This is a genomic window from Hymenobacter arizonensis (genome assembly GCF_900115775.1).
Lineage (GTDB): Bacteria > Bacteroidota > Bacteroidia > Cytophagales > Hymenobacteraceae > Hymenobacter > Hymenobacter arizonensis.
This window is the reverse complement of sequence record NZ_FOXS01000001.1, coordinates 816,348-840,906: the sequence shown is the minus strand read 5'-3', so window position 1 is coordinate 840,906 and position 24,559 is coordinate 816,348. Positions and strand designations below refer to the sequence as shown.

Genomic DNA, 24,559 nt, shown 5'->3' with positions numbered 1-24,559 from the left:
AGGGGAGCCTCGGCAGCTCTTGAAAAGAAAAACGTTCGCATTCGAACTGGATACTGCCTTCGTCTGGCTCCCCCTCTCTTTTGGAGAGGGGGCCGGGGGGTGAGGTTCTCCGTCAGCACGTTCCCCTAACATCTTCCCATCATGGCCTCCACCCAATTCAAGCCCGACGACGCGTACCGCGACTCCATCTCCACGGTGGATGCGGCGGGTAAGCGGGTGTGGCTCTACCCCAAGAAACCCGCCGGCCGGCTCTACCGCGCCCGCAAATGGCTGAGCTACGGGTTCCTGGCCGTGCTCTTTGCCGGGCCCTGGCTGCGGCTCAATGGCCTGCCGCTGCTGATGCTGAACCTGCCGGCCCGGAAGTTCATCATCTTGGGCCAAATATTCTGGCCCCAGGACTTCTTCATTCTGCTGCTGGCGTCGCTCACGTTTTTGGTGTTCATCATCCTGTTCACGGTGGTGTACGGGCGCGTGTTCTGCGGCTGGGTGTGCCCGCAGACCATCTTCCTGGAAATGGTTTTCCGCCGCATCGAGTACTGGCTGGAGGGCGACGCGCCCCAGCAAAAGGCGCTCGACCGGCGCGAGTTGGACTGGGACAAACTCTGGCGCAAAACCACCAAGCACGCCCTGTTTCTGGCCGTCTCGTTTTTCATTGCCAACACCTTCCTGGCCTACATCATCGGCTCGGATGAACTGGTGGCCATCATCACCGACCCGCTGACGGCCCACCTGGGCGGGCTGGCGGCCATGGTGGTTTTCACGGGCGTGTTCTACGCGGTGTTTGCGCGGTTTCGGGAGCAGGTCTGCACCATTGTGTGCCCCTACGGCCGCCTGCAGGGCGTGCTGCTCGACCAGGACAGCCTGGTGGTGGCCTACGATTACAAGCGGGGCGAGCCGCGCGAGAAGCTGCACAAAAACAAGGTGCGTACCGAAGGCGACTGCATCGACTGCCACCAGTGCGTGCAAGTCTGCCCCACGGGCATCGACATCCGCAACGGTGCCACCCAAATGGAGTGCACCAACTGCACAGCCTGCATCGACGCCTGCAACTCCATCATGGACCTAGTGAAGCTGCCGCAGGGCCTCATTCGCCACGCTTCGGAAAACGGCATTGCCAACGGCACCAAGTTCCGGTTTACGGGCCGCGTGAAGGCACTCTCGGGCGGGCTCGTGCTGCTGCTGGCCGTGCTCACGGGCCTGCTCGTGTCGCGCTCCAACGTGGAAGCCACCGTGTTGCGCACCCCCGGGCAGCTCTACCAGAAAACCGACCACGGCACCATCACCAACCTCTACAACATCTCGGTCATCAACAAGACCAACCGCCGCTACCCCATCACCCTGCGCATCCTCGAACCGGCGCAAGGCCAAATTTCCCTCATCGGCACCACTGGCCTGAAGCTACCCGCGCAGGGCATAACCGAAGGTGTCTTTTTCGCTGAATTGCCCCGCACGGCCCTGCACCGCACCAACCAGAAAATCCGCATCGGCCTGTTCAGCGGTGGCGAACTGATTTCGGAAACCAGCACCAAGTTTCTGGGGCCGTCGCAGTAGCTGGCGCGCCTCATAATGCAATATGTCTTTTGCACAAAAGGCGGTCATACTAAGCGCAGCCGACGGAACCTCACCCCCTGACCCCCTCTCCAAAAAAGAGGGGGAACCGGTCCGGCGCGGGCGTCAGGCTCCCCTCTCTTTTGGAGAGGGGTCGTACCCGGCAGGGCCGGGGGTGAGGTTCCGTCGGCTGCGCTCAATACTCAATATGACCGTTCTAAAATTTAATAAACTGATGTCCAACCCGGCCATTTTCCCTCCCAAACGCAGCCCTTGGCCTTATGCCATCGTCGCCGTCTTCGTGCTGTTTGCTGCCTATATCGGCTCCATGGTCTACCAGGCCATGCAGACTGATGTGAACCTGGTCAGCGCCGACTACTACCAGCAGGAGCTGGCCCACCAGCAGCGCATGGACGCAGTGGCCCGGACGGCCGCCCTGGCCACTCCGGTGCAGCTGCGCCACGAGGCTGCCAGTCGGCGCCTGACGCTGGAGCTGCCGGCCGCTCTGGCTGGGCAAACGGTGCAGGGCCAGGTTCATTTCTTCCGCCCCTCCGATAAAGCTCTGGATTTCAAGCTGCCACTGCAGCCAGCAGCCGACCGGCGGCAGGTTGTTAATACCAGCAAAATGGCGCCCGGCTTGTGGCGCGTCCAGCTGGATTTTACGGTGGGCGGGCAGGCCTACTTCCTCGAACAAGACCTTACGCTTAATTAAACCATGCTCTGGGCCGGATTCCTGTTTGGGTTGCTGGGCAGCTTCCACTGCGTGGGCATGTGCGGGGCCATTGCCCTGGCGCTGCCCGGCGGCATGGATAAGGCGACGTCGTCGCTGCGCTACGGCGGTGGCCGCCTGCTCTACAACCTGGGCCGAATCACAACCTACGCCACGCTGGGGGCAGCGGCCGGCCTGGTGGGCCAGGGGCTGCGCCTGGCCGGGGTGCAGCAGGGCTTGTCCATTGCCTCGGGCGTGCTGATTCTGCTGCTGGTGGCGGTGCCGGAGCGCTACACCAGCCGCCTAGCCGGCTGGCTCGGGCTGACCCGGCCGCTGGCCTGGGTGAAAAACACGCTGGGCCGCTTGTTTCAACAGCCCACGCTGCCCGCCCTGTATGCTACTGGCCTGCTCAACGGCCTGCTGCCCTGCGGCCTGGTGTACCTGGCCCTGGCCGGGGCGCTGAGCGCGTCGGGCGTGTGGGGCGCGGCGGCTTACATGGCCTGCTTCGGCCTGGGCACGCTGCCGCTCATGTTCGGGCTGTCGCTGAGCGGGCGGCTGGTGCCCCTGGCCTGGCGCACCCGCATGCGGCAGGCCGTGCCCTACGCGGCCTCGGTGCTGGCGGTGCTCTTCATCGTGCGCGGCCTGGGGCTGGGCATTCCCTACCTGAGCCCGCAACTGGGGCCTGCCGCTGCCAAAACCACCGCCGCCTATCCGGCCACGGTGCACGACTGCCACTAACTCATCAACCCTTCGCAATCACCCATTCTTTGGCCTTCTGCCCGCCTTTGCCCATGAAAACTATCCTTGTTCCCATCGACCACACCGCCTCCGCCGAGCACACCCTGGCCTACGCCAACAAGCTGGCCGTGCGCTGGCCGGCCGAAGTGGTGCTGCTGTATTGCCACCAGCTCAATGCCGCGGCGGGTGAGCCGGCCACTGCGTTGCTGGCGCAGGAGCAGCGCCTACGCGGGCTGGTGGAACGCCTGCGCTACCAGCAGCTCACCCGCCAAAACGGCCGCCGCATCCAGTACCGCTACCGGGTGCTGGCTGGCTGCCTGCACGACCACGTGCAGGCCGAAGCCACTGCCTGCGCGGCCGACCTAATGGTAATGGGCCTCGAGCACATCGACTGCGGCCAGGAAGTAGCGCCCGGCAACCATGCGGCCACTATCACGGCGCTGGTCAGCTGCCCGGTGCTGGTGGTGCCGGCCGGGCGGCGGTCCTTGCCCAACCGCTTGGTTTTCTCCGCCGATTTTGATGCACTGAATCTGCATCTGCTGCCCCGGCTTTCGGGCCTGGCCAGTGCCTTTCCCGCGCCGCTGGATTTGGTGCAGTTCTACCCGCACGCGGCCCGCGCCCGTCGGCGGCAGCTCAAGCAGGCCCTGGGCCGGGCCGCGTCTCAGCTCACTTGGCCCACCATCACCGAGCACCTGGTGGAAGACGAGGCCCCGCTCGAAGGCGTGAGCGAGTACTGCGCCCGTACCCAGGCCCAGTTGCTCATTATTGCCCCGACCGATACGGCGCAGCTGCTGCGCTACTTCGACCTGTGCTACACCCAAACGCAGGCCTACCACACCCAAATCCCGGTGCTGGTGCTGCGGGCCACCGAGCAACCGGCGGCGGACACCTGCTGCGAACACTGCCACGAACGGTTGGCGCAGGAAGCCGCCGCCGCCCGACTCGCCGCCTACCGCGCCGTTGTTTGGGCCTGAAACAGAGGCGCAGTCCGGTACCGGCACTGGCCCTAAGCGAAGCCCGACTCACTCTTAACTCTACTACTGATATGACTACCGCTAATGAAATGATTGCCCCGCCCCGCACCCGCGTGGAAAACTGGATGCGCAGCTTTCAGGACTGGCTTTGCTACCGGCTGGAGCTAGCCGACGGCAGCGGCGTGAAGTTCACTGAGACGCCCTGGGAACACGCCGGCGGCGGGGGCGGCCGCACGCGGGTGCTGCTGCAGGGCGACATACTGGAAAAAGGCGGCGTCGCCTTCTCGGCCGTGTGGGGCGGGCTCACGGAGCAAGCCGCCCAATCCCTGCTCCTGCCCGACCGCCGCTACTTCGCCACCGGCGTGAGCGTGGTGCAGCACCCGCGCAGCCCCATGGTGCCCATTTCGCACATGAACGTGCGCTACTTCGAGGCCGGCAACGGCGAAGCATGGTTCGGCGGCGGGCTCGACCTGACCCCGATTTACGTCGACGAAGCGCAGGCTCGCTGGTTCCACGAGCAGATTCGGGCCGTGTGCGACCGCCACGACCCCAGCTACTACCCGCGCTTCAAGAAGTGGGCCGACGAGTATTTCTACCTGCCCCACCGGCAGGAGACCCGCGGCGTCGGCGGCATCTTTTTCGACCGACTCACCGTGGGCCAGGACGGCTCGTTCGAGGAGCTGTTCGCTTTCGTGCAGGACGTGGGCGAGGTGTACGGCCGAGCCTACGCCGCCATCATGCGCCAAAACCAGGACCTGCCGTTCACGGAACGCGAGAAACAATGGCAGCAGGTGCGCCGCAGCCGCTACGCCGAATTCAACCTGGCCATAGACCGCGGCACCCGCTTCGGCCTCGAAACCGGCGGCCGCACCGAAAGCATCCTCATGAGCCTGCCGCCTCAGGCCGAATGGCACTACAACTACGCCGTCGAGCCCGGCTCCCCGGAAGCCGCCACGCAGCAGTGGCTGCGCCAGGGCATCGAGTGGGCGCCTGTGTCCGAAGTAGTGGCCTAGGGCTTATTTAAAAAGAACGTCGCCTAACAGAACGCTGCACAACAAACGTCATGCTGGGCGCAGCCGAACCGAAGGTCGCCGTAGGCAAGCATCTTTACCGCGCCGGCTGTCATGCTGAGCCTGCGAAGCACCTTATCACCGCTGACCAAGTCGTTGAGGCGTGACAAGATGCTTCGCAGGCTCAGCATGACGGACGATTTGCAGCTATTGCGGACGAAGCGGGCCAGATGCTTGCCTACGGCGACCTTCGGTTCGGCTGCGCTCAGCATGACGTTCTATTACATGACGTTCTGGTTTTTCCAATTGTCCACCTGAATAAACCCGCGGCGCCTTTCCAACCTCCATTCCCTCTTTTCTTATGCGCCTCCCCTCTTGCCTCTTCGCTGCTGCACTTGCCTTGTTGCTGGCAGCCTGCAACACCAAAAACCCCAACGGCATGCCCGGCGAGACGGCCGCCCCAGCCTCGGTGCAAGCCCTGCCCGCCACCGCTCCCAAGCCGGACTCGGCTGCCGCGCGCACCGAAAACGCGGTGATGCCCACCGACACGTCGGTGGCCGGGGCCTGGCTGCTGCTGGAAGGCGCCCTGCGCGGCCACGATGCCCAGGTGCTCAACCAACTCATCGACCCAGAATTTGGCCTCTGGATTCTGGAGCAGCCCGGCGCGCTGCCGCTGGTGACGCGGGTGGTGGAAGCCGGGGCTTTTCGCCGCGCCGACCAAAACCGTCTCTTGTTTTCGCTGGATAAACAACTGATGACCTGCCCGCAGCTACAGGTTTTAAAGCAGCTGCCCGCAGCTGACTGCGCCCTGCAAACCAAGCAGAACGCAGGCTTTGCCCAGCAGGGGTGCTTCTCCGGCCCCGCCACCGCGTTTCGCGCCCTCGACTTCTGGCCGAGCGCCACCGTGAAGGGCGCCACTGCAGCGCAGGGCAAGGCCGCCCAGGGCCGCACCGTGCGTTCGGTGCTGCAAACCCGCACGGGCTTCCGGTTTCACTTCGCCAAGTCGGCCGGAGCCGGTGGGCGCTGGCGCCTCATTTTCATGGACCTGCGCCAGCCTTGCAGCGCCTAAAGATTCGGGCCTAGTCGGTTTGGAAGGCGTTTTCGACCCGACTAGGCCCATCTGACGGCGCGCAGCCGAAGCGTGACGTTATTTCACTGATTTGCCCTACGTCAGCCGGCTGGCGCTCTAAATCGAACAGCTCGCTGAGGAGCTCCACCAGCTGACCGGGCTCGCCCCGCTTGCAGGCAGCTTTGAGTTGCAGCACGGGCTGCTTGAGCAGCTTTTGCATCAGGGACCTGATTATTTCGTCCACCATCACAGCTTCGGCGGGAGACATCCGCTTGCCGAAGCGCTTCATTTCGTCCTGCCGCAGCTGCTCCAGGGCGTTTTTCAGATTCTGAAGGGTGGGCGAAACCTCCATCTCCTCGCTCCAGTCGTGCAGGCCAGCCATGCTTTCGGCGATGATGACCCGCACCTGCGGCACGGCCGCCAGCCGGCGCTCCAGGGCCGCAGAGGCTTTGCTTTGGATACCATCGAGGGAGTACAGCAGCACGCCCGGCACTGTTTCGATGGCGGCGGCAATGCTGTGGGGCATGGACTGGTCCACGAAGTATTTGTGGCTGAGCACGGCTTGGCTATCGAGGAGCAGCGGCGTGATGATGGGCGCCGCCGACACCGAAGAGATGACGACGTCGGCGTCCTGAATGCCCCGGGCGAGGTCCAGCTTGTCACCTCCTGATATATAGCATCAGCCCTCCTGATTAAAAAGCCTTGCCGGCGGGCCTCGGAAAATCCCGGAAAATAAGCTGGCTAATTCAGTGGGCCGGGTTGATGAAAATCGGCCAATCCCATAACGAACGTCATGGTGCGTGGGCCTGCGGCGACGGAACCTTGCGGAGCCTGATTCCGGGCCAGCCGCCTTTATTTTCCGCCTGCTTACCATGATAGTTACCGTCTTTAGCACCCTGGCCTTCGAGCGCCCCTTTTTGGAAAAGGCCAACGCCGGCCGCCACGAGCTGCGGTTTCTTGAAGTCAGCCTCAACCCCGGCACCGTGGCCCTGGCCCTGGGTTCGGAAGCCGTGTGCGTGTTCTCCCCCGATGACATTTCAGCCCCGATACTTGAGCAGCTGCACGCCCACGGGGTGCGCGCCGTAGCAGTGCGGGCTGCCGGCACCGACAACGTGGACCTTGCTGCCGCTCATCGCCTGGGTCTGCGCGTGGCCAATGTGCCCGAGTACTCGCCCTACGCCATTGCCGAGCACGCCGTGACCCTGATGCTGGCCCTGTGCCGGCACCTGCGCCAGGCCGACCAGCAGCTGCGGGCCAACGACTTCCGCCTCGACCAGCTCATTGGCTTCGACCTGCACGGCAAGACCGTGGGCATCGTGGGCGTGGGGCGCATCGGGGCCGTGGTGGCGCGCATTCTGCACGGCTTCGGCTGCCAGCTGCTGGGCGTGGACGTGCAGCCCAACCCCGAGCTGAGCGCGCAGTACGGCCTGCGCTACGTGACCCTGCCCGAACTCTGCGCCCAGGCCGACATCATCAGCGTCCACACGCCGCTTACCGCGCAAACGCAGCACCTGCTCGACGACCAAGTGCTGGGCCAGATGAAGCGCGGCGTGCTGCTGGTGAACACCGGGCGCGGCGGCGTGCTCGACACCGCCGCCGCCCTGCGCGCCCTCGATTCGGGCCAGCTCGGCTACCTCGGGCTCGACGTGTACGAGCACGAAAAAGGCCTCTTCTTCGGCAACCACAGCACCGAGCCGCTGCGCGATGCCACCTACGCCCAGCTGCTCACTTACCCCAACGTGCTGCTCACCGGCCACCAGGCCTACCTGACCCGCGAGGCCCTCACCAACATCGCCGATGCCACCGCGGCCAGCTTCGATGCCTGGGCCCGTCACCAGTCCGCGCCGCACGAACTGTAAGCCCCGCTGCCAACTGCTTACGACTCTTCCTCTTATTCTGCATGCAACCGTACCACCTTATTTATCAGAGCCAGTGGATGGCGCCAATGGACGCGGCCGCCCTCGACGGCCTGCTCCACCAGTGCCGCATCTATAACCAGCGGCACGACATCACCGGCGTGCTGCTGCACACGCCCGAAGGCCGGTTCCTGCAAGTGCTGGAAGGAGCCCGGGCCACCGTCCGGCACCTCTATTACCACGGCATCCTGTCGGATGCGCGCCACCACCACTGCCAGGTGCTCGGCGAAGGGTCGTGGCCCCAGCGCAGCTTCGCCGCCTGGTCCATGGGCTTCCGGCACGCCCAGCCCCACGACCTGCGCACCCTGCTCGGCGAAGCCGCCCCGAATAACCTGGGGCTGCTGACTCGCCCCTACCCCCGGCCTCAGCTGTTGGGCCTGGTGATGGATTTCATCGCCAATGACCGCATCCCGACCTGGCAGGAGCAATAGGCAGCCACCGGAGGGGCGGTAAGCACGCAGGGTCAGGCCCTGAGCGTTACCCTCCCTGCCATTCATTGCTTCACGGGGCTTGACGAATGTCATCCTTAAGAAGGACAAACGTCAATGCAGCGCAGTGGATGAGGACACAACCTTTGCTAAACCCCAAACGCGCAGCGCCGAGCTTGGCCTGCGGCTTCATTACCACTGTTTAATCCCCTCACCATGACCTACGAAACCCCAAAAAAATCTACCGGCAAAGTATTGCTCACTGCCCTGGCCGGCGCCGGTGTAGGCGCGGTAGTCGGAATCCTGCTCTATTCTAAGAAAGGCGTTGAGCGCCGCGAGCATTTCCGCAACTTCCGCACGGACCAGCGCCTGCGCCTTAAAGGCGACTGGAACCAACTCAAAGGCAAGCTGCAGGAGGCCTACACTCACCTCACCGAGGACGACCTGACTTACGTGGAAGGCAAAGGCCACGAACTGGTGAGCCGCCTGCAAGCCAAGCTAGGCAAGCGCAAGCGCCAAATTGTGAAGCTGTTGAACGACCTGTAGGTTTTCCCGCTTCGTCCACCCATCGTGCCCGCCAATGGCTTGCAGCATCGGACCCGCGTGGTCCTGCTGCCCAGTGGCGGGCACGCTGCATGTCGGCTCATTTGCCTGGCAGTAGCCGCCGCTATCACTGCCACCCCCCTCGCCTGGCCAACCTACTGCTGGTAGCCGCAACCATCACTTGTCATGCCCGAACTCGTTCTTACCACCCCGTACGCTACCCAACATGCCCCCGAGCTGGCGGGGCTTCTGACCGAGCTAACTGCCCTGCGCGCCAACATGGTGGACCTGGCCGGGCAGTCGGCTGACCAGCTGCAAGCCGTGCACCCCAACTTCGAGCGGAGTGCCCGCAACCTGCTGCACTACCTGGCCCTGCGCCAGCACGACCGACGCGGCCTGCAAAGCCGGCTGGCCGTGCTGGGGCTGTCCTCCCTGGGCCGGGCCGAAGCCCACGCCCTGGCCACCGTGGACGCCGTGCTCGCGGCGGTGCAGGCCTTGGCCAACCCCGACGAAGCGGCCCCTGCCCTCGCGGACGAGCTGGCCCCGGACTTTGCCGACGGCCCCCGCCTGCTGGCGGAGCACAGCGACGCCTGCCTGGGCGCGGCCCCGCCCACCCGCGACGTGCGCATCATGGTGACCATGCCCAGCGAAGCCGCCACCAGCTACGAGTTGGTTCGCGACCTGCTGCAACAAGGCATGGACTGCATGCGCATCAACTGCGCCCACGACGACGAGGCGGCCTGGACCCAAATGATGGCCCACCTGCGCCAGGCCGAGCAGGAGCTGGGCAAAACCTGCCGCGTGAGCATGGACCTGGCCGGGCCCAAACTGCGCACGCAGGGCCTGCCGCCCGGCCAAGCGGTGCTGCGCGTGAAGCCGACGCGCGACCCCAGCGGCCAGGTGCTGGCCCCGGCCCGCCTCTGGCTGACTTCGCAGGAGCAGCCGCAGCCCGCCCCGGCAGCCGCCGCGGCCAGCCTAAGCTTCCCGGCCACCTGGCTCGGGGAACTGACGGCGGACACGCGCGTGCCGTTCGTAGATGCGCGCGGTGCCCAGCGGCAGCTGACGGTGCGGAGCGTGAGCCCGGCCGGCTGCTGGGCCGAGCTGCGCCAAACGGCTTACCTCACCCCGAAGACCACCTTTCGGGGGCCGAAAACGGATGCCACCGTCGCGCAGCTCCCCGAGAAGCCGTCGTTTCTGCTGCTGCGCCCCGGCGATGCGCTACGCGTTACGGCCCGGCCCCTGGCCGACTTAGAAGCAGCCGATGGCTCCGCCATTATCGGCTGCACGCTGCCCGAGGCACTGGCTTGCGTGAAGGCGGGCGAGCAAATCTGGTTTGATGACGGCAAAATCGGGGGCGTGGTGGAGGCCGTGGAAGCCGGCACCCTGCACGTGCGCATCACCCAGGCCCACGCCGAAGGCGAAAAGCTGCGCAACGACAAAGGCATCAACCTGCCCGACACCCGGCTGGACCTGCCGGCCCTCACGGCCAAAGACTTGCAGGACTTGGCTTTCATTGCGCAGCACGCCGATTTGGTGGCGCTGTCCTTCGTCAATTCCCCCGCCGATGTGGCGCTGCTCCACCAGCACCTGGCCCGGCTCACGGACCGCGACTTGCCCATCGTCCTCAAAATTGAAACCAAGCGGGGCTTCGACGACCTGCCGGCCCTGCTGCTCGCCGCCATGGAGGCAGGCAGCTGCGGGGTGATGATTGCCCGCGGCGACCTGGCCGTGGAATGCGGCTTCGAGCGTATGGCCGAGGTGCAAGAGGAGATGCTCTGGCTCTGTGAAGCCGCCCACGTGCCCGTCATCTGGGCCACGCAGGTGCTGGAGAGCCTGGCCCAGGGCGGGCGGCCGTCGCGCGCCGAAATCACGGATGCCGCCATGGGTGACCGGGCCGAGTGCGTGATGCTCAACAAGGGCCCCCGCATGGTCGATGCCGTGCGCATTCTGGGCGATATCATGCAGCGCATGCAGGCGCATCAGCACAAGAAAAGCGCCATGCTCCGGCACCTGCACGTGGCCCGGCGGTGGTCGAAAAACGGCGGGGAGCAGCTATAAGGTGGACCTGGCACCGGTTGACGGCTTCTGCTGAGACGAACGGGGCTGGTCACCGGGATGGCTGGGGCCTGCGTGGCCACCGGCAAGAGTTCCAGCTCCGCCCTTTTTACGGCCGCTAAAATTACCCACGTGGCTAGAGCGCCGCAAGGCAGGCCGGAAGCGGCCAAAAGCGTCCGAAACATGGTCGCGTAGATGGATGCGGAGAACTTTAGTCAGCGCCCCAACCCCGAAGCCTGCCCAGTGAAATGCCCCTGAGAATTGCCATGCCAAACACTGTCCGGATGAACTGGAAGTATAATAAAGCTTAGCTACTGGGGTAAGGTTGAAACACGTAAAGGGGCGATAAATCTTCGTTGAAGTGGTGCACCGTTGGAAAGGACAAGCAGCAGTCCAAGCTGGAAGGCCGGCCGTCGAGTTGAGCGCGCCCCAGCGGAATGGTATCTGGCCCATAGAGCAAGCAGGCTCCCGGTCCGAAGCCACGCGGCTTAATGGCATCCCTCCTTAAGCTGGCTCTGAGCCAACTTCCAACTCATGCCTTACCCCTTGCCTGCGCCCGCTACCGTTCCGCCGCAGGAGCTGCTGGAAGCCCTTACGGATATATCGCTGACCGGCGTCGTGCTTTACACCCCGGCACTAAGCCCGGCCGGCGAGGTGGTGGATTTTGATTTCGCCTTTCTCAACCCTTCGGCGCAGCGGATGCTCGGATTGCCGGCCTGGCGCACACCTACCGACAGCAGTTTCCGGATTCGCTCGACAACGGGGCTTTTGCTTTTCTGCGCGACACGTTTCTGTCCGGGCAGCCGGGCTAGTACGAGGTGAACTACCAGTCCGACGGCTACGATAATTACTTCCGGGTGGCGGGCCGGCGCGTGGGCACCGGGCTGCTGGTGAGCTTCACCGACACGGCCGACCAGCCCCGCACCTCCGTTGAAGTGGCCTTGCGCAAAAGCCAGGCGTGCGAGAGGGCCGCCCGCGCCGAAGCCGAGAGTCGGCGTGGGGAACTGCAACGCATTTTCGAGCAGGCTCCGGCGGCCGTGGCCGTGTTCCGCGCCCCCGCTTCGTAGTGGAGTGGGCAAACCCGGCCGTGTGCGCCATGTGGGGCCGCACCCCGGCCCAGGCCTAGGGCACGCCCTTGTTTGAATTGCTGCCCGAGGCGGCTGGCCAGGGCTTTGAAGAGCTGCTGAACGGGGTACTCACCACCGGGATAGCGAACGTGGCCCACGAGCTGCCTTCGTTTATTGACCGTGCCGGCCAGCGCGACACCGTGTACTGGAATTTTGTGTCCGCCCCCCTGCGCGAACCCGACGGCCGGGTCACGGGCATCACGGTAGTGGCCACTGAAGTAACCGAGCAGGTGCAGGGCCGGCAGCAAATCCAGCAGCTGAACGCGGAACTGGCCACCATGTTGGGCACCGCCCCGGAGTCCCTGAGCCGCACCCTGAACGAGTTTAAGCACGAAGGCCTGATTGAGTTGCCCCCCAACACCATCCGCGTGCTGGAACCCGAGAAGCTGCGCCGGGCTCATTGGTAGGGCGGTTTATGACTTATTTGGGGCCTGCGCGACGCCGGCCGAAGTTGACAAAGCTCATCCCCAAAGGATGAGCTTTTGCATTTCCAGGGGGTAGCGAGGCCGGTACTTTTGGCTCAGCCCGTCCCCGAAGCCACCTTGCGGCCCTCCTCCCCGCTTTCCTTTCCCGCCGCCCCCATGCGCTCTTTCCCGAAATCCCTCCTGGTGCTGGCTGCAGCCCTCGGGCCGGGGCTGGCGGCACAGGCCCAGGTCATGCCGTCGGCCCACGTGCCGCCGCTGCCCTTCATGGCCCTGCAACAGCGGTATCCGCTGGCCCGGAACGTGAAATGGAAGCGCACCCAGGGCTGGTACCAGGCCAGCTACACGCAAAACCAGGCCCACCTCCTGGTGCGGTTCGACCGGAACGGGGCCGTGCAGGCCACGGGCTACGACGTGGCCTCCGACGCGCTGCCGCTGCCAGTGCAGCGCGCCTTGGCTGAGCGCTTTGCGGACCGAAAAATCTGCCAGGCCGCCGCCATCACCAACGCCTACACCCAGGTCCTCACCTACGAAATGGCCACCTGCGAAAGCCATATCAGCTACACCATCATCCTGACTCCCAGCGGCGCAAGAGTCCCCCGCGTTCGCCGGAAAGGGTAGGCAGCGCACCGCCGCCGGGGCAACGCAAACACCAGGCAGAATCCCCTTACTCAGCTTGGCGACTCTGTGCCATCCTCTGTCGGCAGCCGCCCCCTGGGTGTGAAGGCATCACTCCCGCTGTTCTACCAATACCTTCACCCCACGAATACTCTGAATTCCCCCGCTGGTGTCACCGCCGAGCCTGGCCTAGCGCGGATGCTGACTACCTATCCTGGCAAGCTCACGAGCACAGCGGAAGTACCGGCAGGGCTTGAAAGTCGGCTTGTTAATGATGTAACCGACCACTTGGATATCATGAGGATGGTCGAGGTCCGATTGGCTGCCGTGAACTAGGAATGGTTGAGCGGTTTCACCGAATACCTTGAAACCTTCTACGAGTCAGAAAGAGTCGAGCGCTATATCGGCGCGATACGGCTCCTAGTAGCTCGATACAGCAACGAAACCGAACCTAGCCAAGCTTAGCGCCTAAACAAGCAATGTGTGAGAATCCGATTCGAAAGAGTTGGTTTCTCACATCTTTCGTCCTCCTCTACACCCTCCCGGGAGCCGTTAACGCCCCGCTTAGCTCCCCCATTCCAGATGCCTCAACCCCTCGAACGTGCGGCCCGCGCTACTGACCGGCCACTCACCGACCCCAATCACGACCACTTCCAGCGAGCCCCCTTTGCCAAGCGCATTGCGGAAACCCTGATTTCCCGCCAGAGCTCTGATAGCATCGTCGTTGGGCTGTACGGCAAATGGGGTGAAGGCAAAAGCACCGTGCTCAACTTCATTCGCCAGTCCCTCGCCGAGGCCCCGGACACGGTTGCTGTCCTCAATTTCAACCCGTGGCGCTTCTCTGACGAAACCCAACTCCTTGTCAACTTCTTTGGCGAACTGGCCACAATCATCGGCCAAAACTTGCTTAATGACAAGCAGCGGGCACTTAAGGGATTCGGTTCATACGTCGTACCCTTGATACCCTCCCTCTCGCTGGGACCGGTATCCGCCGACGTCAGCAAGAGCCTAGAAGGCCTGTTGAAAATGGCTCAGCCCGAGGTTGATGAGCAGCGTGCCCGCATCGAACAACTCATTGTCGAGTCGGGCAAGCGGGTCGTGGTCATCATTGATGACATTGACCGCCTAGAGAAAACGCAGATTCAAGCCGTTTTCCGCTTGGTGAAGCTCACGGCCGACTTCAAGCAGACCGCCTACTTGCTGGCCTTTGACGACGCAATGGTGGCGCGGGCAATCGGAGAAGTTTTCGCTTCTGACACCGAGGGCGAGGCAGGCAGCCGGACGTTGCTGGCAGGTCAGAATTTCTTGGAGAAGATTATTCAGGTGCCCCTGCGCCTGCCCCCAGCCCGAGCCGATGCCTTGCTGGACTTCTGCTATAAACGAGTGGACGAGGCCTTGCTTGAAGTGGGCAGCAAAATCACCGACACAGAAGGCTAACGCATCAGCAGCGCGCTCCGAAACGCCGTGCTTCCCCGTCTTCCGACCCCCCGGTTGGCGGTGCGCTACGCCAACGCCTTCAGCCTCCCCCCTGCTAAAGGGCGAAGTCAACACGGTGGATTTCCTCCTGGTCGAAGTGATGAACGTCTTCTACCCCGACCTCCACCAGTTCGTAGCCCGCCACGAGGCCCTGTTGACGGGCAGCACCCGCGATGATTCGGGACAAGTGTTCACGTTTCAAGGCAATGACCGGGACAAGGGAAAAAAACGGTCATTGACATAGCCCTCGACCGCTATGATTCCAAAGACGAGCGGAGCGGGGCCCTAGCCCTGTTGTGCGCCTTGTTTCCACGAGTCCGGAAATTCACCGGCCACACGAGTATGTTTGACCCCGGCAGCGGCCCTCACCGGTTGACGACGAAGGAGCTCACGAGCCACCAGCACATCGCCGCGTCCACGCATTTCGGCCGTTACTTCGCGTACACCGTCCTAGCTGGAGACGTCTCCGACCAAGACTTCGCTGCCTACACCTCCATGCCGTATGCCGAGCAGCTCCGGGTCACGAAGGGTCTGATTGGGCAACTGGGCATGAATACTTTTTTGCAAAAAATCAGCCTTCGGAGTGCAGGGCTCGATTCTGAACAGGCCGCCTCGTTGTGGCAGGTGGTGAGTACCATCAGCCCGGACCTGAGCTTGGAGGCTTCCGGCGGGGTGTTCATTCAGCCCAATAGCGAGGTCACTCAGGCGAGTTTGCTTATGCTGCAGCTGTTGGGTTGCTTGGCCAAGTCGTAAAGATTCTCGATGCTTCTCCTCCAAGTGAGCGAGGGCGGGACTTTTGCATTGGCTGCAGAGCTCACGAAAAGAGGACTCGCGCACCGCGAACCCGTCCTGAAGCGCTCGCAAAATGGAGATACCGACGAAGCGGACGCCCTGTTCTCGCTGCTGGAATGGGAGGAATCCGGGCACCTCTTGCCCCATGCTTTGTTGCAACGAGCCCTGCGCGAAGCCGGCAACCAGCCGCTCTACATCACCCATCCGGAAGGCGCCTGCAAGCTCATGCACCGGTACTGGCGCCTCTCGCGCACGGAGCGCCCGTTGGCCGACTACGTATTCCCCTTTCTCGAAGCAAACCCCCACGAGGTCCACGTCCTGCTTGAACTGTGTTCCCCCAATGCTTCGGTGAATGGCGGGCCTCGGTACCGTGCGGGGCTTGAGGAGTCAACCGTGGAGATGTTGGCAACCTCGCTGGGCCCGAAGCTTTACGAGATGGCCCGGCAGCTCCATGGACCGGAACCAGTAGACCACTATCCCGGCGACCCACATGACTCTACGCCACCTACGCCCGAGGACCGGCTGCGGCAATTCATATACCTGTACGAACAACGCAACAAGCCAAGCATTTCTGAGGAAGTCATCGAGGAATAGCCCCTGTAGTTGGGGCGCTTCTCCTTCATCGGGCAAATAAGTTGGACGATAACCTCGACTTTTCTGACCATGCCTTAAGAATGTCCCATCACTTTCCCAGACCCCATGCAACTGTGCCCCAGCCACTGTTCGTCGCGCAAGGGTGACAAATACGTGCTCAACCAAGAGCCGAACGAGGGAGACTATTTTGGCCGTAGCTTGCCTGTCCAAAGCTCACATTTCTCTCCAATTAATTCCAACCACGTGTAGCGCTTGCGACGTGCCCCCGTTTCCATGCGCACCCTTCTTTTGCTGGCCTTGCTGTGGCTGGCGGCCGCGCACGCTGTGCCGGCCCAGACCACGCCCGCCCACCGCTACGGGGAAGCCGACCCCGGCTCGCTGCGCCGGGTGCTCGACACCCAGCGCGCCGACACGGCCCGCCTGCGCACGCTGTTGCACCTGCATGATGTGGGGGGTGCCGGGTAGGTGACCGATTATGAGCAGCAATTCAAGGAAGTTGTGCAGCTCACGCGCCGCCTGCGCCGGCCTGAGGACCGCGCCTATCGGCTCAGTTATGCGGGCTATCAGTTCGTCACCTATTTCACTGCCCGCCCCAGCCCGGAGTCCGCCGGGGGGCTCGACAGCCTGCGGGCGGCCGTGGCGGCTTTTGACCGCTTAGGCCGCCCCGTCCCGACCTTGTTGGCCACGGTTGCCGGGGCGTTTAAGGTCCTCAAGCAGCCGGAGGCGCGGCGGGCCTACTTCCAAGCCAAGGCGGCCCAATACAAGGCCCGTGGGGCGCGGGAGAACTTGTCGTATTGTCACTTTGTGTTGGACGGACCATTCGTGCGGCGGGGCGACTACAACCAGGGCATCAGCCACTTTCTGCGCGCGGCCGACCTGGCCAGCACGTACGACCGGTATTACCAGGTAAACCACCTCATGGTGGCGGGCTACTACTACTCGGAATGGGGCAACCCGGCCAAGGCGCTGCACTACCTGCGGCAGGCGCTGGCCGTATGGGAACCGCTGCCCGCGCGCGACGGCTTCAAGAACAACTCTTACACCTACCGGGCCATGGCCGCGGCGTACCGCCAGCTGCGCGACTACCCCGCCGCCCTGCGCTACGCCAATTTGTCGTTGGTCGGCGTCCCCGCTGACACCACCCGCAGCTACGCCGCGGGCAGCAGCGCCGGGGAGCGAGAGCCGACCGACCTGAACCGCTTGTGCGAGGAGTATCTGCGCCTGGCCAATCAGGGCCTGCGGGCTAAAGACAAGAGCTTCAACGCCGCGCTTACCACCGACTTCTCCTTGGACATGCCACCCGTAACGATGGTCGGGGCAGATGTGGGTCGGGTGCTGCTGAACCTGTTCACCAACGCCTTATACGCCGTGCGCCAGCGCCAGCAGCAAGGAGAGCCAAGCTACCAGCCCCAGGTGGGCCTGCGCACGCTCGTGCTCAACCAGCAGGTGCAGATTCTAGTCACCGACAACGGCACGGGCATGAGTGCAGCGGTGCAGAGCAAAATATTCCAGCCCTTTTTCACCACCAAGCCCACGGGCGAGGGCACGGGCCTGGGCCTCTCGTTGAGCCACGACATCATTGCCCAGGGCAATGGCGGCAGCCTCACCGTTGAGAGCCAGGAAGGCCAGGGCACCGCTTTCACTATCTCCCTGCCCTCCGCAATAGTTCCGCTTCAAGTATAGCTCTTGGCGCTTCCTTTCGAAACGGACATTCGCTGCATATCGCCGGTGACGAAGTTGTCAGCGAGTTTTTCGGCCATGAAAATGAGATGCGAAAAATAATGGTCGCAGTGTGACGGTCGATTCTACCGGAAATGACAGTTGATGTGGCAGTCAGAATAAAAAAAGGGCCTCTACGCGCTGTAGAGGCCCTTTTTTTCGCGTCTTGAGCCTCCTGCCGGGATCGAACCAGCGACCTACTGATTACAAGTCAGTTGCTCTACCAGCTGAGCTAAGGAGGCGTTGAGGTGGCACAAAAGTACGCAGCCGAACCGTTTTTGCCAGCTTCATGGGCTTTTTTTATCATAAAAAGGCCCGACATAAGTAATGCCGGGCCTTGATACTGGGGATAATCCCCTGAAAATGACAGCGACTAGCTGCGAATCATTTTCAACTGTTTTCTCAGCGTTTCAATGCGCTTCTGACCTTCGGCGATGCGGCCTTCGTACTCCTGACGCAGCTGGGCCGCATTTTTGGAGCGGGCAAAGAAAGCAAGGTTGGTTTGCAGAGTCGAGTGGTCGTTTTCGAGCTCGTTGATTTCCTTGCGTAACGCCATTTCCTTGCGGGTGAGCTGCTGCTGGGCCTGCGGACGCGCTTTGAGACGGCCCACTTCTACCTGGAACAACAGCTCGGCACGGTCTGCGTAGCCGAGGCCGGGCACGTGGTCGAGGTACTTGCCTAAGTGGGCCAGTAGCTGCTCTTCGCTGCGGTCGGAAGTGCCTCGGCCGGCCTCGGCGTCGGTTCCATCAAATTCGGCAACCCAGCCAGCCAACAATTCGCGGAAGCCTTCCAGCGTACCGGGGATTTCGGGCGTAAGGGCATTGACCTGCTCAGCGATGCGGTCGAGGTGCGCCACCTGCTCGGTTGAGGACTGCTGCACTTTCTCTTCGCGCTGGCGGGCCTCCTGCTTGGGACGCTCAAATACGGCGTCGCAAGCGGCTCGGAAACGGTGCCAGAGCTTATCGGCTAGCTTGTCGGGCACGCGGCCCACGTCTTTCCACTCCTTCTGCACCCGAATAACCACCTGCCGTGCGGCATCGCCATCGGGGTTGTTGGCGGCTTCCTCAGCTTGCTCGATGAGAGCAATTTTGGCTTTTACGTTGGCCGATTTCTCGTTGTCGAGCGACTTGAAGAACTCGTTCTTGCGGTTGAAGAAAGCCTTGTAGGCGGCCCAATACTGCTTGTTGAGGGCATCGGCCTGGGCGCGGGGCACCAATCCGGCGGCTTCCCATTCGGCTTTGATTTCCTGGAGCTCGTCGGTTTTGGAGCGCCACAGGTTCACACGGTCTGAGTCGAAGGTAGCGAAGGGCAGCACCCGCTCGAGCAGGGCCTGCTTCACCACTAAGTTGGCCTTCTCCTGGGTCGAGCGCTGGTCTACAAACTCTTTGCGGCGCTGGTGCAGCACGTCGGAAGCCGCGATGAAACGTTGCCACAAGGGCTCGCGCTGGTCGTTGGGTACGGGCCCGATGTGCTTCCAATCCTCGTGCAGCTTGGTAAGCTCATCGAGGGCTTTGTTGATACCTGGTACCTGGGCCAGGGCCTCGGCGCGCTTGATGAGGGCCTCCTTGGCCTCCAGGTTGCGGCGACGGTCCAGGTCCTTCATCTCCAAGAACCGGCCCTGCTTGCTGTAGTAGATGTCCAGCAGGCCGTGGTAAGTATCCCATATGGCCTGGCTGTCGGCCTGGGGCACGGCTCCGGTGGATTTCCATTCGGCCTGCAGGGCTTTCAGCTTGGCCGAACTGTCTTTGGTTTCGGCCGCTTCCACAATGGCGCGGAGTTGGTCGAGCAGCTCTTTTTTCTTGGTGAGGTTGTCGCCGCGGCTGGCATCTTCGGCCTTGGCATCCTTCGCCCGGCTTTCGCGGAACTCTTGGATGGCTTTGTTCAGCTCCTGCTGGCCCTCGGGCTGCTGGAACGCAAACGCTTCAGCACCTTCACCGCCTTCGGCAAATTTTTGACGAGCGGCGCTGCGGGCCAGGCCTACGTTGGCTTCGTACTGACGAATGAGGTCCTGAATCTGCTTGCGGTTGCTACGTGCCTCGGGGCCGCGCAACAAGCTCACCAGGTAGGTGGCTTGGGCTGGTAGGTCGAGGGCAGTGAAGTCGGGCACAGCCAATTCGGGAGCGGGGGCCTGACCTTCCTGGCCTTCTTCCGTCAGCACTACGTCGCTTTCGGTGGCTGGGGTAGCGTTCAGGGGTGTTTCTTCTGAAGTAGACAGCATGGCCACTGGCTCGGAAGCCGCGTCTAGCTCCTCGGCATTGTGCAGAGCTACGACGGGTAGCTCGGGGCCCTGGTCTTCTACGGAAGAGCCTTGTTCTTCAGCTGAGCTGCCACCTACCGGCGGGGCAAACAGCGCTTCCGGGTCAGGCATGGGCGTAGGATTTGCCGCGGCGACGTTCTCATCGGCTGGCAGGGCCTCCGGGTTGGGCGTGGGCACTTCTTCGCCTTGCGCGGTTCCCTGGTCGCCGTAGTGCGCCAGCGCACGGGCTTGCGGGGCCGACACGGGGTGGCCATCCACCGCGGTGGGGTTGGGAACATGCTGAGCTGTTTCGGCGGCAGCACCGGCTTCGGGCGTGCCTTCGGCGGGGGCCAAGGCGCTTTCCGAAGCGGCTACGGTGGCTTCTGCACTGGGCTCGGCCGTGCCAGCACCGGCGGGTTCGGTGGCGGGAAGCTCGGGGGTGCCCTGGGCCGGCGTTTCGGCCTGGCCTTCGGCAGGCATTGGAGCGGGAGTGGCAGGAGTAGCGGGTGCGCCCGGCGCCTCATTGCCTTGAATTTCGGCGAGGCGCCGTTGCAGGATAGTCATGCGGTCCTCAGCAGACGGGTCGGCGCCGCCGGCGAGGGGGGCGGTGGGGTTTTCTTCAGCAGCCATAAATCTTCGTAAAAGCCAGCCCGACTAAGGGAGCCAGAGGAGAGAGCAAAAAGGAATTGGAATATAACAAAAAATGACCCGTGGGCCGTATCAGTTCAGTCGGGGGTCTACCGGATAGTTGGCCAGCACCTTGAAACGCCCACCTTTCTCCCGCAAAATTTCCCGCCAGAAGGCATCTGATGCCAAAGTAAACACTTTCCCGGCGCTTGCGGGGTGCCGTATCCAACTCTGCCCCTGCATTTCGCCCGCCAATTGGCCCGCCGACCACCCCGAATAGCCCGCGAACAGACGAACATCTTCGCCGGACACTGCCCCGCTGCCAATCAGGCCCAGCAGAAGCTCAAAATCGCCGCCCCAGTACACGTCCTGCCCCAAATCGGTGGCTCCGGGCAGGTCGGCCCGGCGGTGCAGGTAATGCAGGGTATCGGGCTCGACGGGGCCGCCCACGTAAATGGGCAGGTCGTTGGCGGCAGTGCAGGCCTGGGGCGGCAACTCAAGGACATCGCCCAGCGTGAGCGATGTGAGCCGGTTGAGAACCAAGCCAAAAGACCCTTCTTCGGGTTCGTCGCGGCAGAGAAGAATAACGCTGCGCTCGAAGTTGGGGTCGCCAAGAAAAGGCTGAGAGATAAGCAGAGTACCTGGACGCATGTCGTTTTCTTAACAGTGGATGCCTACGGTGTATGGCAGGTATACGGCAATTGCGAAGGCAGAGGCGAGGAATAGAGGTTGAAGATGAACTGCCTTTCAGATGTTAGTACCTTGCAGCCAAATCGCCGTTAGGCCTCTCAAAACAGGAAAGCCCACGGGTGGTTGAAGTGAAGCTGCTGCCAAAATGTTGGCAGGCTAGCCTTACTTAGACGCGGCGCCCCGCCAGCCGCGGCATCTTAAATATATCAGCAAAATGGAAATTTGCCGCCACGAGCCGATAATGAAAATTTACTCATGATTGACCCGCAACTCGCCGACCTGCGCAAAACTTACGCGCAGCGCACCCTAGCCGAAGCCGACGTGCTGCCCGATGCTATGCACCAGTTTCGGCAGTGGATGGATGAAGCCCTCGCCGCTCAGCTCGACGAGCCGACGGCCTTCACCCTAAGCACGGTGTCGGGCACGGGCCAGCCCTCCTCGCGGGTGGTGCTGCTGAAAGGGCTGCCGGATGATGCCGGTTTCCTGTTCTACACAAACTACGACTCGCGCAAGGGCCAGGAGCTGGCTGCGCAGCCCCTGGCTGCCCTCAACTTTTTCTGGCCCGGGCTGGAGCGCCAAGTGCGGGTGGAGGGCCGGATTGAAAAGGCCCCGGAAGAAATGTCGACTGAATATTTCCAGAGCCGCCCCCGCAGCAGCCAGCTCGGCGCCTGGGCTTCGCCGCAAAGCCAGATTATTGGCAGCCGCGAAGAGCTAGAGGCCCGCGAAGCCGCCATTGCCACTGAGTTCGGCGCTCAGAACCCGCTTCCGCGCCCAGCGCATTGGGGCGGATTCATTCTGCGACCGCACCGGCTGGAGTTTTGGCAGGGGCGCCCCAGCCGCCTGCACGACCGCATTGTGTACGAGTTGCAAGGAAGCGCGTGGCACCGCAGCCGCCTGGCCCCGTAAGCAGGCCAAATACTGAGCATAGCGGAAACAGGCAGCCCTGTTTCTATTCAATTGCTTGCCATCGCCCCACCGATAAACTAACTATTAAAGCTTTCTGAGTGGCTGAAATTCAACCCTTGCGCGGCTGGCGCTACAGCCCTGCGCTGAGCGCCGATATTGATTCTTATGTTTCGCCGCTGTTTGACGTGGTATCTGCCAAGCAGCGCGAGGCCCTCTACCGCAATCCGCTTAATTCAATTCATCTATCCGTACCGCGGGCCGACGACCCGGCCGCAGCGGCGCTGGAGCGGCTGCGGCAATGGCAGGCCGATGGGGTACTGCGGCAAGACGAGCTGCCTGGTATTTATGCGTACTACCAGTATTTCCGGTTGCCTGGGAGTGCCCGCGAGTATTGCCGGAAAGGCTTTATGTGCCACATCAAGGCCTATGACTGGGACGAGGAAGTAGTACTGCGGCACGAAAACACCCTGCCGGCATCTGTGAACGACCGGGCCGAGCTGTTAGCCCGCACGCAGTTCCAGACCAGCGCCACGCACGGCCTGTACCGCGACGAGGACTTCGAACTGGAGCAGTACCTAGACGAGGCCATGCGCTCGCCACTGCTCGAAACCGAGGAAGACTACCAGGGCGCCCGCGACGTACTGGCCGTGATTCAGGACGCGGCCATTATTCAGCGGTTTCAGGCCATCATCGGGGCCCGGCAAATAATTCTGGCCGACGGCCATCACCGGTACGAAGGCTCCCTCTCCTACCGCCACGCGCGCCGCGCCGCTGCGCCAGCCGCCACCGGCCAGGAGCCCTGGAACTACCACCTCATGTACCTGACCAACTCGGCCGCTGACGACCTGCGCATACTGGCGACCCACCGCCTGCTGCTGGAAATGCCCGGCAACCTCAGCGACGCCGAGCTGCTGGCTCGGCTCGAACCCTACTTTACGGTGCTGCCCAAGGAAGATGCCAACGACCTGCCCGAAATAATTGCGGGCAAGCCGTGGGCCTTTGGGGTGTACATCGGCGGGCAGGCTTACAAAATCCGCCTGCGGCCGGAGGCCCACGCCCTCCTCGACTGGGATACCACCGCCGAAGTAAAGGCCCTGGACTTGACGGTGCTGCATTTTTTCGTGATAGAAAAAGCGCTGGGCATCGTGGGCCCGGATGCGCAGCGGGCCTGGCCGGGGGTGGCTTACGTGCGCAACTTTGCCGAGTGCCTGCAGCGCGTGGACCGGGGCGAAGCCCGCGCCGCCTTCTTCGTGAACGAGGTGAGCATGGCGGAAGTAGAAGCCGTGTGCCACTCCGGGGCCGTGATGCCGCCCAAATCGACCTTTTTCTACCCCAAAACCATCGGCGGCTTCCTCTTCAGCAGCATCGCCAACGAGGAAGCCGGCAATCTTTTTGCCGAGCATTTTCAAGCCCCACTTTCGTGAAAATTGTTTTAGCCTCCAATTCTCCCCGGCGCCGCCAGCTCCTCACCGCCCTGGGCCTGCCCTATGAAGTACGGCTGCGGGAAGTCGACGAGACCTTTCCCGAGCACCTGCGCCGGGCGGAGGTAGCCGAGTACCTCGCCGCCCACAAAGCCGCGGCCTACGCCGACGACCTGGCGCCCGACGAAGTAGTGCTGACCGCCGACACCATAGTGTGCCTCGACGACGACGTGCTGAACAAACCCGCCGACGTAGCCGAGGCTACCGCCATGCTTACCCGCCTGCAAGGGCGGGCCCACGACGTGTTCACGGGCGTGTGCCTGCGCTGCGGCGACGGCCGCGAGGTGGTGTTCTCGGACCAGACCACGGTGCATTTCCGGCCGCTCAGTTCCACGGAAATTGCGCACTACATCGCCACGGCTCAGCCCTTCGACAAGGCCGGCGCCTACGGGGCGCAGGATTGGCTGGGCATGGTGGGCATTGCGCGGCTCGAAGGCTCCTACTTCACCGTGATGGGCCTGCCCACGCACCGGGTGTGGGAGGAGCTTGCCAAGCTGGGGGCGTTGCCGGGTTCACCGGCCAGCGCGTAGCCAAGCGCTGTTTTAGCACTGCACTTATGCGCTTTCTCTTACTGCTGGGCTCGCTGTGCTTATTGGGTGCCTCAGGTTATTTGGCGGGCATTTTTTTGCCCACTTCTTATGAGAGCTTAGCCAGGTTAGGGGCCGTTCCCTACCACGAATACGTGCCTGATGGGCCCAGTTTTTTGCAACTCTCCCTCACGCCGAGTCGATACGCAGCCTTCCGGGCTGCAGTCAACATCCTGCTGGCGGGCAGCACAATAAGCTTTATGCTGCTGTTACTGCAGCCAGCTTATAGGAATGAATTTCGACGGTTGCGCCTGGAAACACGCCGGGGTTTAATGGCATTACGAAGCACGGTAA

27 protein-coding genes and 1 tRNA gene are annotated in these 24,559 nt (G+C 62.9%); 22 read left to right on the top strand and 6 right to left on the bottom strand.

Annotation, left to right across the window (positions count from 1 at the left end; all coding sequences use genetic code 11):
* Window positions 1–141 precede the first annotated feature (141 nt).
* The 5 genes from ccoG (at window position 142) to hemF (ending at window position 4,982) form a co-directional block, all read left to right on the top strand.
* Complete coding sequence (gene ccoG, locus BMZ66_RS03560) at window positions 142–1,551, top strand: cytochrome c oxidase accessory protein CcoG (protein WP_092669021.1); 1,410 nt, start codon at window positions 142–144, stop codon at window positions 1,549–1,551.
* A gap of 205 nt (window positions 1,552–1,756) precedes the next feature.
* Window positions 1,757–2,260, top strand: coding sequence for a FixH family protein (locus BMZ66_RS03555; RefSeq protein WP_177204578.1), 504 nt, complete (start codon window positions 1,757–1,759; stop codon window positions 2,258–2,260).
* Between the two features lie 3 nt (window positions 2,261–2,263).
* Entirely contained in the window at window positions 2,264–2,995 is a 732-nt protein-coding gene (locus tag BMZ66_RS03550) for a sulfite exporter TauE/SafE family protein (RefSeq protein WP_092669017.1), read from the top strand.
* Window positions 2,996–3,048: 53 nt separating this feature from the next.
* Window positions 3,049–3,969: a universal stress protein gene (locus tag BMZ66_RS03545; protein ID WP_092669015.1), complete on the top strand. Its 921-nt coding sequence runs from the start codon at window positions 3,049–3,051 to the stop codon at window positions 3,967–3,969.
* A gap of 71 nt (window positions 3,970–4,040) precedes the next feature.
* On the top strand, window positions 4,041–4,982 hold the full coding sequence (hemF, locus tag BMZ66_RS03540; protein WP_234794960.1) for an oxygen-dependent coproporphyrinogen oxidase: 942 nt from the start codon (window positions 4,041–4,043) through the stop codon (window positions 4,980–4,982).
* A gap of 23 nt (window positions 4,983–5,005) precedes the next feature.
* Here the strand turns inward: hemF and BMZ66_RS25460 are convergent, their stop codons facing one another.
* Window positions 5,006–5,251 (bottom strand): hypothetical protein, encoded by a 246-nt coding sequence (locus BMZ66_RS25460; RefSeq protein WP_177204577.1) that lies wholly within the window; start codon window positions 5,249–5,251, stop codon window positions 5,006–5,008.
* An 89-nt stretch (window positions 5,252–5,340) separates the two neighbouring features.
* On the opposite strand from BMZ66_RS25460, the gene BMZ66_RS03530 reads away from it, so the two are divergent.
* The gene (locus BMZ66_RS03530; RefSeq protein WP_092669011.1) at window positions 5,341–6,048 is read left to right on the top strand and encodes a hypothetical protein; all 708 of its coding nucleotides are present in this window, start codon (window positions 5,341–5,343) and stop codon (window positions 6,046–6,048) included.
* A 10-nt stretch (window positions 6,049–6,058) separates the two neighbouring features.
* Here BMZ66_RS03530 and BMZ66_RS03525 read toward each other — a convergent pair whose 3' ends face one another.
* Window positions 6,059–6,655, bottom strand: a complete 597-nt coding sequence (locus tag BMZ66_RS03525) for a glutamyl-tRNA reductase (RefSeq protein WP_234794959.1) — start codon at window positions 6,653–6,655, stop codon at window positions 6,059–6,061.
* Between the two features lie 265 nt (window positions 6,656–6,920).
* Here BMZ66_RS03525 and BMZ66_RS03520 point away from each other — a divergent pair, with 265 nt between their 5' ends.
* The 9 genes from BMZ66_RS03520 to BMZ66_RS03475 all read left to right on the top strand — a co-directional run bounded on the left by BMZ66_RS03520 (window position 6,921) and on the right by BMZ66_RS03475 (window position 14,594).
* Window positions 6,921–7,907, top strand: coding sequence for a 2-hydroxyacid dehydrogenase (locus tag BMZ66_RS03520; RefSeq protein ID WP_092669007.1), 987 nt, complete (start codon window positions 6,921–6,923; stop codon window positions 7,905–7,907).
* Between the two features lie 41 nt (window positions 7,908–7,948).
* Window positions 7,949–8,395: a BLUF domain-containing protein gene (locus BMZ66_RS03515; RefSeq protein WP_092669005.1), complete on the top strand. Its 447-nt coding sequence runs from the start codon at window positions 7,949–7,951 to the stop codon at window positions 8,393–8,395.
* 213 nt (window positions 8,396–8,608) lie between these two features.
* Entirely contained in the window at window positions 8,609–8,938 is a 330-nt protein-coding gene (locus BMZ66_RS26395) for a CsbD family protein (protein WP_092669003.1), read from the top strand.
* 183 nt (window positions 8,939–9,121) lie between these two features.
* Window positions 9,122–10,993 (top strand): pyruvate kinase, encoded by a 1,872-nt coding sequence (locus BMZ66_RS03505; RefSeq protein ID WP_092669001.1) that lies wholly within the window; start codon window positions 9,122–9,124, stop codon window positions 10,991–10,993.
* Between the two features lie 531 nt (window positions 10,994–11,524).
* On the top strand, window positions 11,525–11,812 hold the full coding sequence (locus BMZ66_RS03500; protein ID WP_092668999.1) for a hypothetical protein: 288 nt from the start codon (window positions 11,525–11,527) through the stop codon (window positions 11,810–11,812).
* Window positions 11,809–12,057, top strand: a complete 249-nt coding sequence (locus BMZ66_RS03495) for a hypothetical protein (protein ID WP_092668997.1) — start codon at window positions 11,809–11,811, stop codon at window positions 12,055–12,057. The genes BMZ66_RS03500 and BMZ66_RS03495 overlap by 4 nt, the downstream gene beginning before the upstream one ends.
* Window positions 12,058–12,125: 68 nt before the next feature.
* On the top strand, window positions 12,126–12,524 hold the full coding sequence (locus BMZ66_RS03490) for a helix-turn-helix domain-containing protein (protein ID WP_092668995.1): 399 nt from the start codon (window positions 12,126–12,128) through the stop codon (window positions 12,522–12,524).
* A 174-nt stretch (window positions 12,525–12,698) separates the two neighbouring features.
* Window positions 12,699–13,160: a hypothetical protein gene (locus BMZ66_RS03485; RefSeq protein WP_143080040.1), complete on the top strand. Its 462-nt coding sequence runs from the start codon at window positions 12,699–12,701 to the stop codon at window positions 13,158–13,160.
* Window positions 13,161–13,739: 579 nt separating this feature from the next.
* The gene (locus BMZ66_RS03475) at window positions 13,740–14,594 is read left to right on the top strand and encodes a KAP family P-loop NTPase fold protein (RefSeq protein ID WP_092668989.1); all 855 of its coding nucleotides are present in this window, start codon (window positions 13,740–13,742) and stop codon (window positions 14,592–14,594) included.
* Window positions 14,595–14,688: 94 nt separating this feature from the next.
* On the opposite strand, the gene BMZ66_RS26235 is transcribed toward BMZ66_RS03475, so the two are convergent.
* The gene (locus BMZ66_RS26235) at window positions 14,689–14,820 is read right to left on the bottom strand and encodes a hypothetical protein (RefSeq protein ID WP_262507566.1); all 132 of its coding nucleotides are present in this window, start codon (window positions 14,818–14,820) and stop codon (window positions 14,689–14,691) included.
* 155 nt (window positions 14,821–14,975) lie between these two features.
* Between BMZ66_RS26235 and BMZ66_RS03470 the strand changes: the two genes are divergently transcribed.
* From BMZ66_RS03470 to BMZ66_RS25955, 4 genes are all read left to right on the top strand, one after another.
* Complete coding sequence (locus BMZ66_RS03470; RefSeq protein WP_092668987.1) at window positions 14,976–15,386, top strand: hypothetical protein; 411 nt, start codon at window positions 14,976–14,978, stop codon at window positions 15,384–15,386.
* 189 nt (window positions 15,387–15,575) lie between these two features.
* Window positions 15,576–16,019 carry a hypothetical protein gene (locus BMZ66_RS03465; protein ID WP_143080039.1) on the top strand — a complete coding sequence of 148 codons (444 nt, stop codon included), beginning with the start codon at window positions 15,576–15,578 and terminating at the stop codon, window positions 16,017–16,019.
* A gap of 273 nt (window positions 16,020–16,292) precedes the next feature.
* Window positions 16,293–16,484 carry a hypothetical protein gene (locus BMZ66_RS03460; protein WP_092668983.1) on the top strand — a complete coding sequence of 64 codons (192 nt, stop codon included), beginning with the start codon at window positions 16,293–16,295 and terminating at the stop codon, window positions 16,482–16,484.
* A complete protein-coding gene (locus BMZ66_RS25955; protein ID WP_234794958.1) occupies window positions 16,485–17,702 on the top strand; it encodes an ATP-binding protein in 1,218 nt (405 codons plus the stop codon).
* Between the two features lie 205 nt (window positions 17,703–17,907).
* Here BMZ66_RS25955 and BMZ66_RS03450 read toward each other — a convergent pair.
* The 3 genes from BMZ66_RS03450 to BMZ66_RS03440 form a co-directional block, all read right to left on the bottom strand.
* Window positions 17,908–17,980: transfer RNA gene (locus tag BMZ66_RS03450), tRNA-Thr, on the bottom strand.
* A gap of 131 nt (window positions 17,981–18,111) precedes the next feature.
* Entirely contained in the window at window positions 18,112–20,604 is a 2,493-nt protein-coding gene (locus BMZ66_RS03445; RefSeq protein WP_092668981.1) for a DUF349 domain-containing protein, read from the bottom strand.
* Between the two features lie 90 nt (window positions 20,605–20,694).
* Window positions 20,695–21,252, bottom strand: a complete 558-nt coding sequence (locus tag BMZ66_RS03440; RefSeq protein ID WP_092668979.1) for a YqgE/AlgH family protein — start codon at window positions 21,250–21,252, stop codon at window positions 20,695–20,697.
* Window positions 21,253–21,546: 294 nt separating this feature from the next.
* Between BMZ66_RS03440 and pdxH the strand changes: the two genes are divergently transcribed.
* From pdxH to BMZ66_RS03425, 3 genes are all read left to right on the top strand, one after another.
* Window positions 21,547–22,197, top strand: a complete 651-nt coding sequence (gene pdxH / locus BMZ66_RS03435) for a pyridoxamine 5'-phosphate oxidase (protein WP_092668977.1) — start codon at window positions 21,547–21,549, stop codon at window positions 22,195–22,197.
* Between the two features lie 98 nt (window positions 22,198–22,295).
* Window positions 22,296–23,621: a DUF1015 domain-containing protein gene (locus BMZ66_RS03430; RefSeq protein WP_092668975.1), complete on the top strand. Its 1,326-nt coding sequence runs from the start codon at window positions 22,296–22,298 to the stop codon at window positions 23,619–23,621.
* The gene (locus BMZ66_RS03425) at window positions 23,618–24,208 is read left to right on the top strand and encodes a Maf family protein (RefSeq protein WP_092668973.1); all 591 of its coding nucleotides are present in this window, start codon (window positions 23,618–23,620) and stop codon (window positions 24,206–24,208) included. The genes BMZ66_RS03430 and BMZ66_RS03425 overlap by 4 nt, the downstream gene beginning before the upstream one ends.
* Window positions 24,209–24,559: the final 351 nt, after the last annotated feature.

Bases quoted from the DNA above. Each gene is read 5' to 3' on its own strand.
- ccoG (WP_092669021.1), top strand. From the start codon at position 142: ATGGCCTCCACCCAATTCAAGCCCGACGACGCGTACCGCGACTCCATC.
- BMZ66_RS03555 (WP_177204578.1), top strand. From the start codon at position 1,757: ATGACCGTTCTAAAATTTAATAAACTGATGTCCAACCCGGCCATTTTC.
- BMZ66_RS03550 (WP_092669017.1), top strand. From the start codon at position 2,264: ATGCTCTGGGCCGGATTCCTGTTTGGGTTGCTGGGCAGCTTCCACTGC.
- BMZ66_RS03545 (WP_092669015.1), top strand. From the start codon at position 3,049: ATGAAAACTATCCTTGTTCCCATCGACCACACCGCCTCCGCCGAGCAC.
- hemF (WP_234794960.1), top strand. From the start codon at position 4,041: ATGACTACCGCTAATGAAATGATTGCCCCGCCCCGCACCCGCGTGGAA.
- BMZ66_RS25460 (WP_177204577.1), bottom strand. From the start codon at position 5,251: ATGCTGAGCGCAGCCGAACCGAAGGTCGCCGTAGGCAAGCATCTGGCC.
- BMZ66_RS03530 (WP_092669011.1), top strand. From the start codon at position 5,341: ATGCGCCTCCCCTCTTGCCTCTTCGCTGCTGCACTTGCCTTGTTGCTG.
- BMZ66_RS03520 (WP_092669007.1), top strand. From the start codon at position 6,921: ATGATAGTTACCGTCTTTAGCACCCTGGCCTTCGAGCGCCCCTTTTTG.
- BMZ66_RS03515 (WP_092669005.1), top strand. From the start codon at position 7,949: ATGCAACCGTACCACCTTATTTATCAGAGCCAGTGGATGGCGCCAATG.
- BMZ66_RS26395 (WP_092669003.1), top strand. From the start codon at position 8,609: ATGACCTACGAAACCCCAAAAAAATCTACCGGCAAAGTATTGCTCACT.
- BMZ66_RS03505 (WP_092669001.1), top strand. From the start codon at position 9,122: ATGCCCGAACTCGTTCTTACCACCCCGTACGCTACCCAACATGCCCCC.
- BMZ66_RS03500 (WP_092668999.1), top strand. From the start codon at position 11,525: ATGCCTTACCCCTTGCCTGCGCCCGCTACCGTTCCGCCGCAGGAGCTG.
- BMZ66_RS03485 (WP_143080040.1), top strand. From the start codon at position 12,699: ATGCGCTCTTTCCCGAAATCCCTCCTGGTGCTGGCTGCAGCCCTCGGG.
- BMZ66_RS03475 (WP_092668989.1), top strand. From the start codon at position 13,740: ATGCCTCAACCCCTCGAACGTGCGGCCCGCGCTACTGACCGGCCACTC.
- BMZ66_RS03470 (WP_092668987.1), top strand. From the start codon at position 14,976: ATGTTTGACCCCGGCAGCGGCCCTCACCGGTTGACGACGAAGGAGCTC.
- BMZ66_RS03460 (WP_092668983.1), top strand. From the start codon at position 16,293: ATGCGCACCCTTCTTTTGCTGGCCTTGCTGTGGCTGGCGGCCGCGCAC.
- BMZ66_RS03445 (WP_092668981.1), bottom strand. From the start codon at position 20,604: ATGGCTGCTGAAGAAAACCCCACCGCCCCCCTCGCCGGCGGCGCCGAC.
- BMZ66_RS03440 (WP_092668979.1), bottom strand. From the start codon at position 21,252: ATGCGTCCAGGTACTCTGCTTATCTCTCAGCCTTTTCTTGGCGACCCC.
- pdxH (WP_092668977.1), top strand. From the start codon at position 21,547: ATGATTGACCCGCAACTCGCCGACCTGCGCAAAACTTACGCGCAGCGC.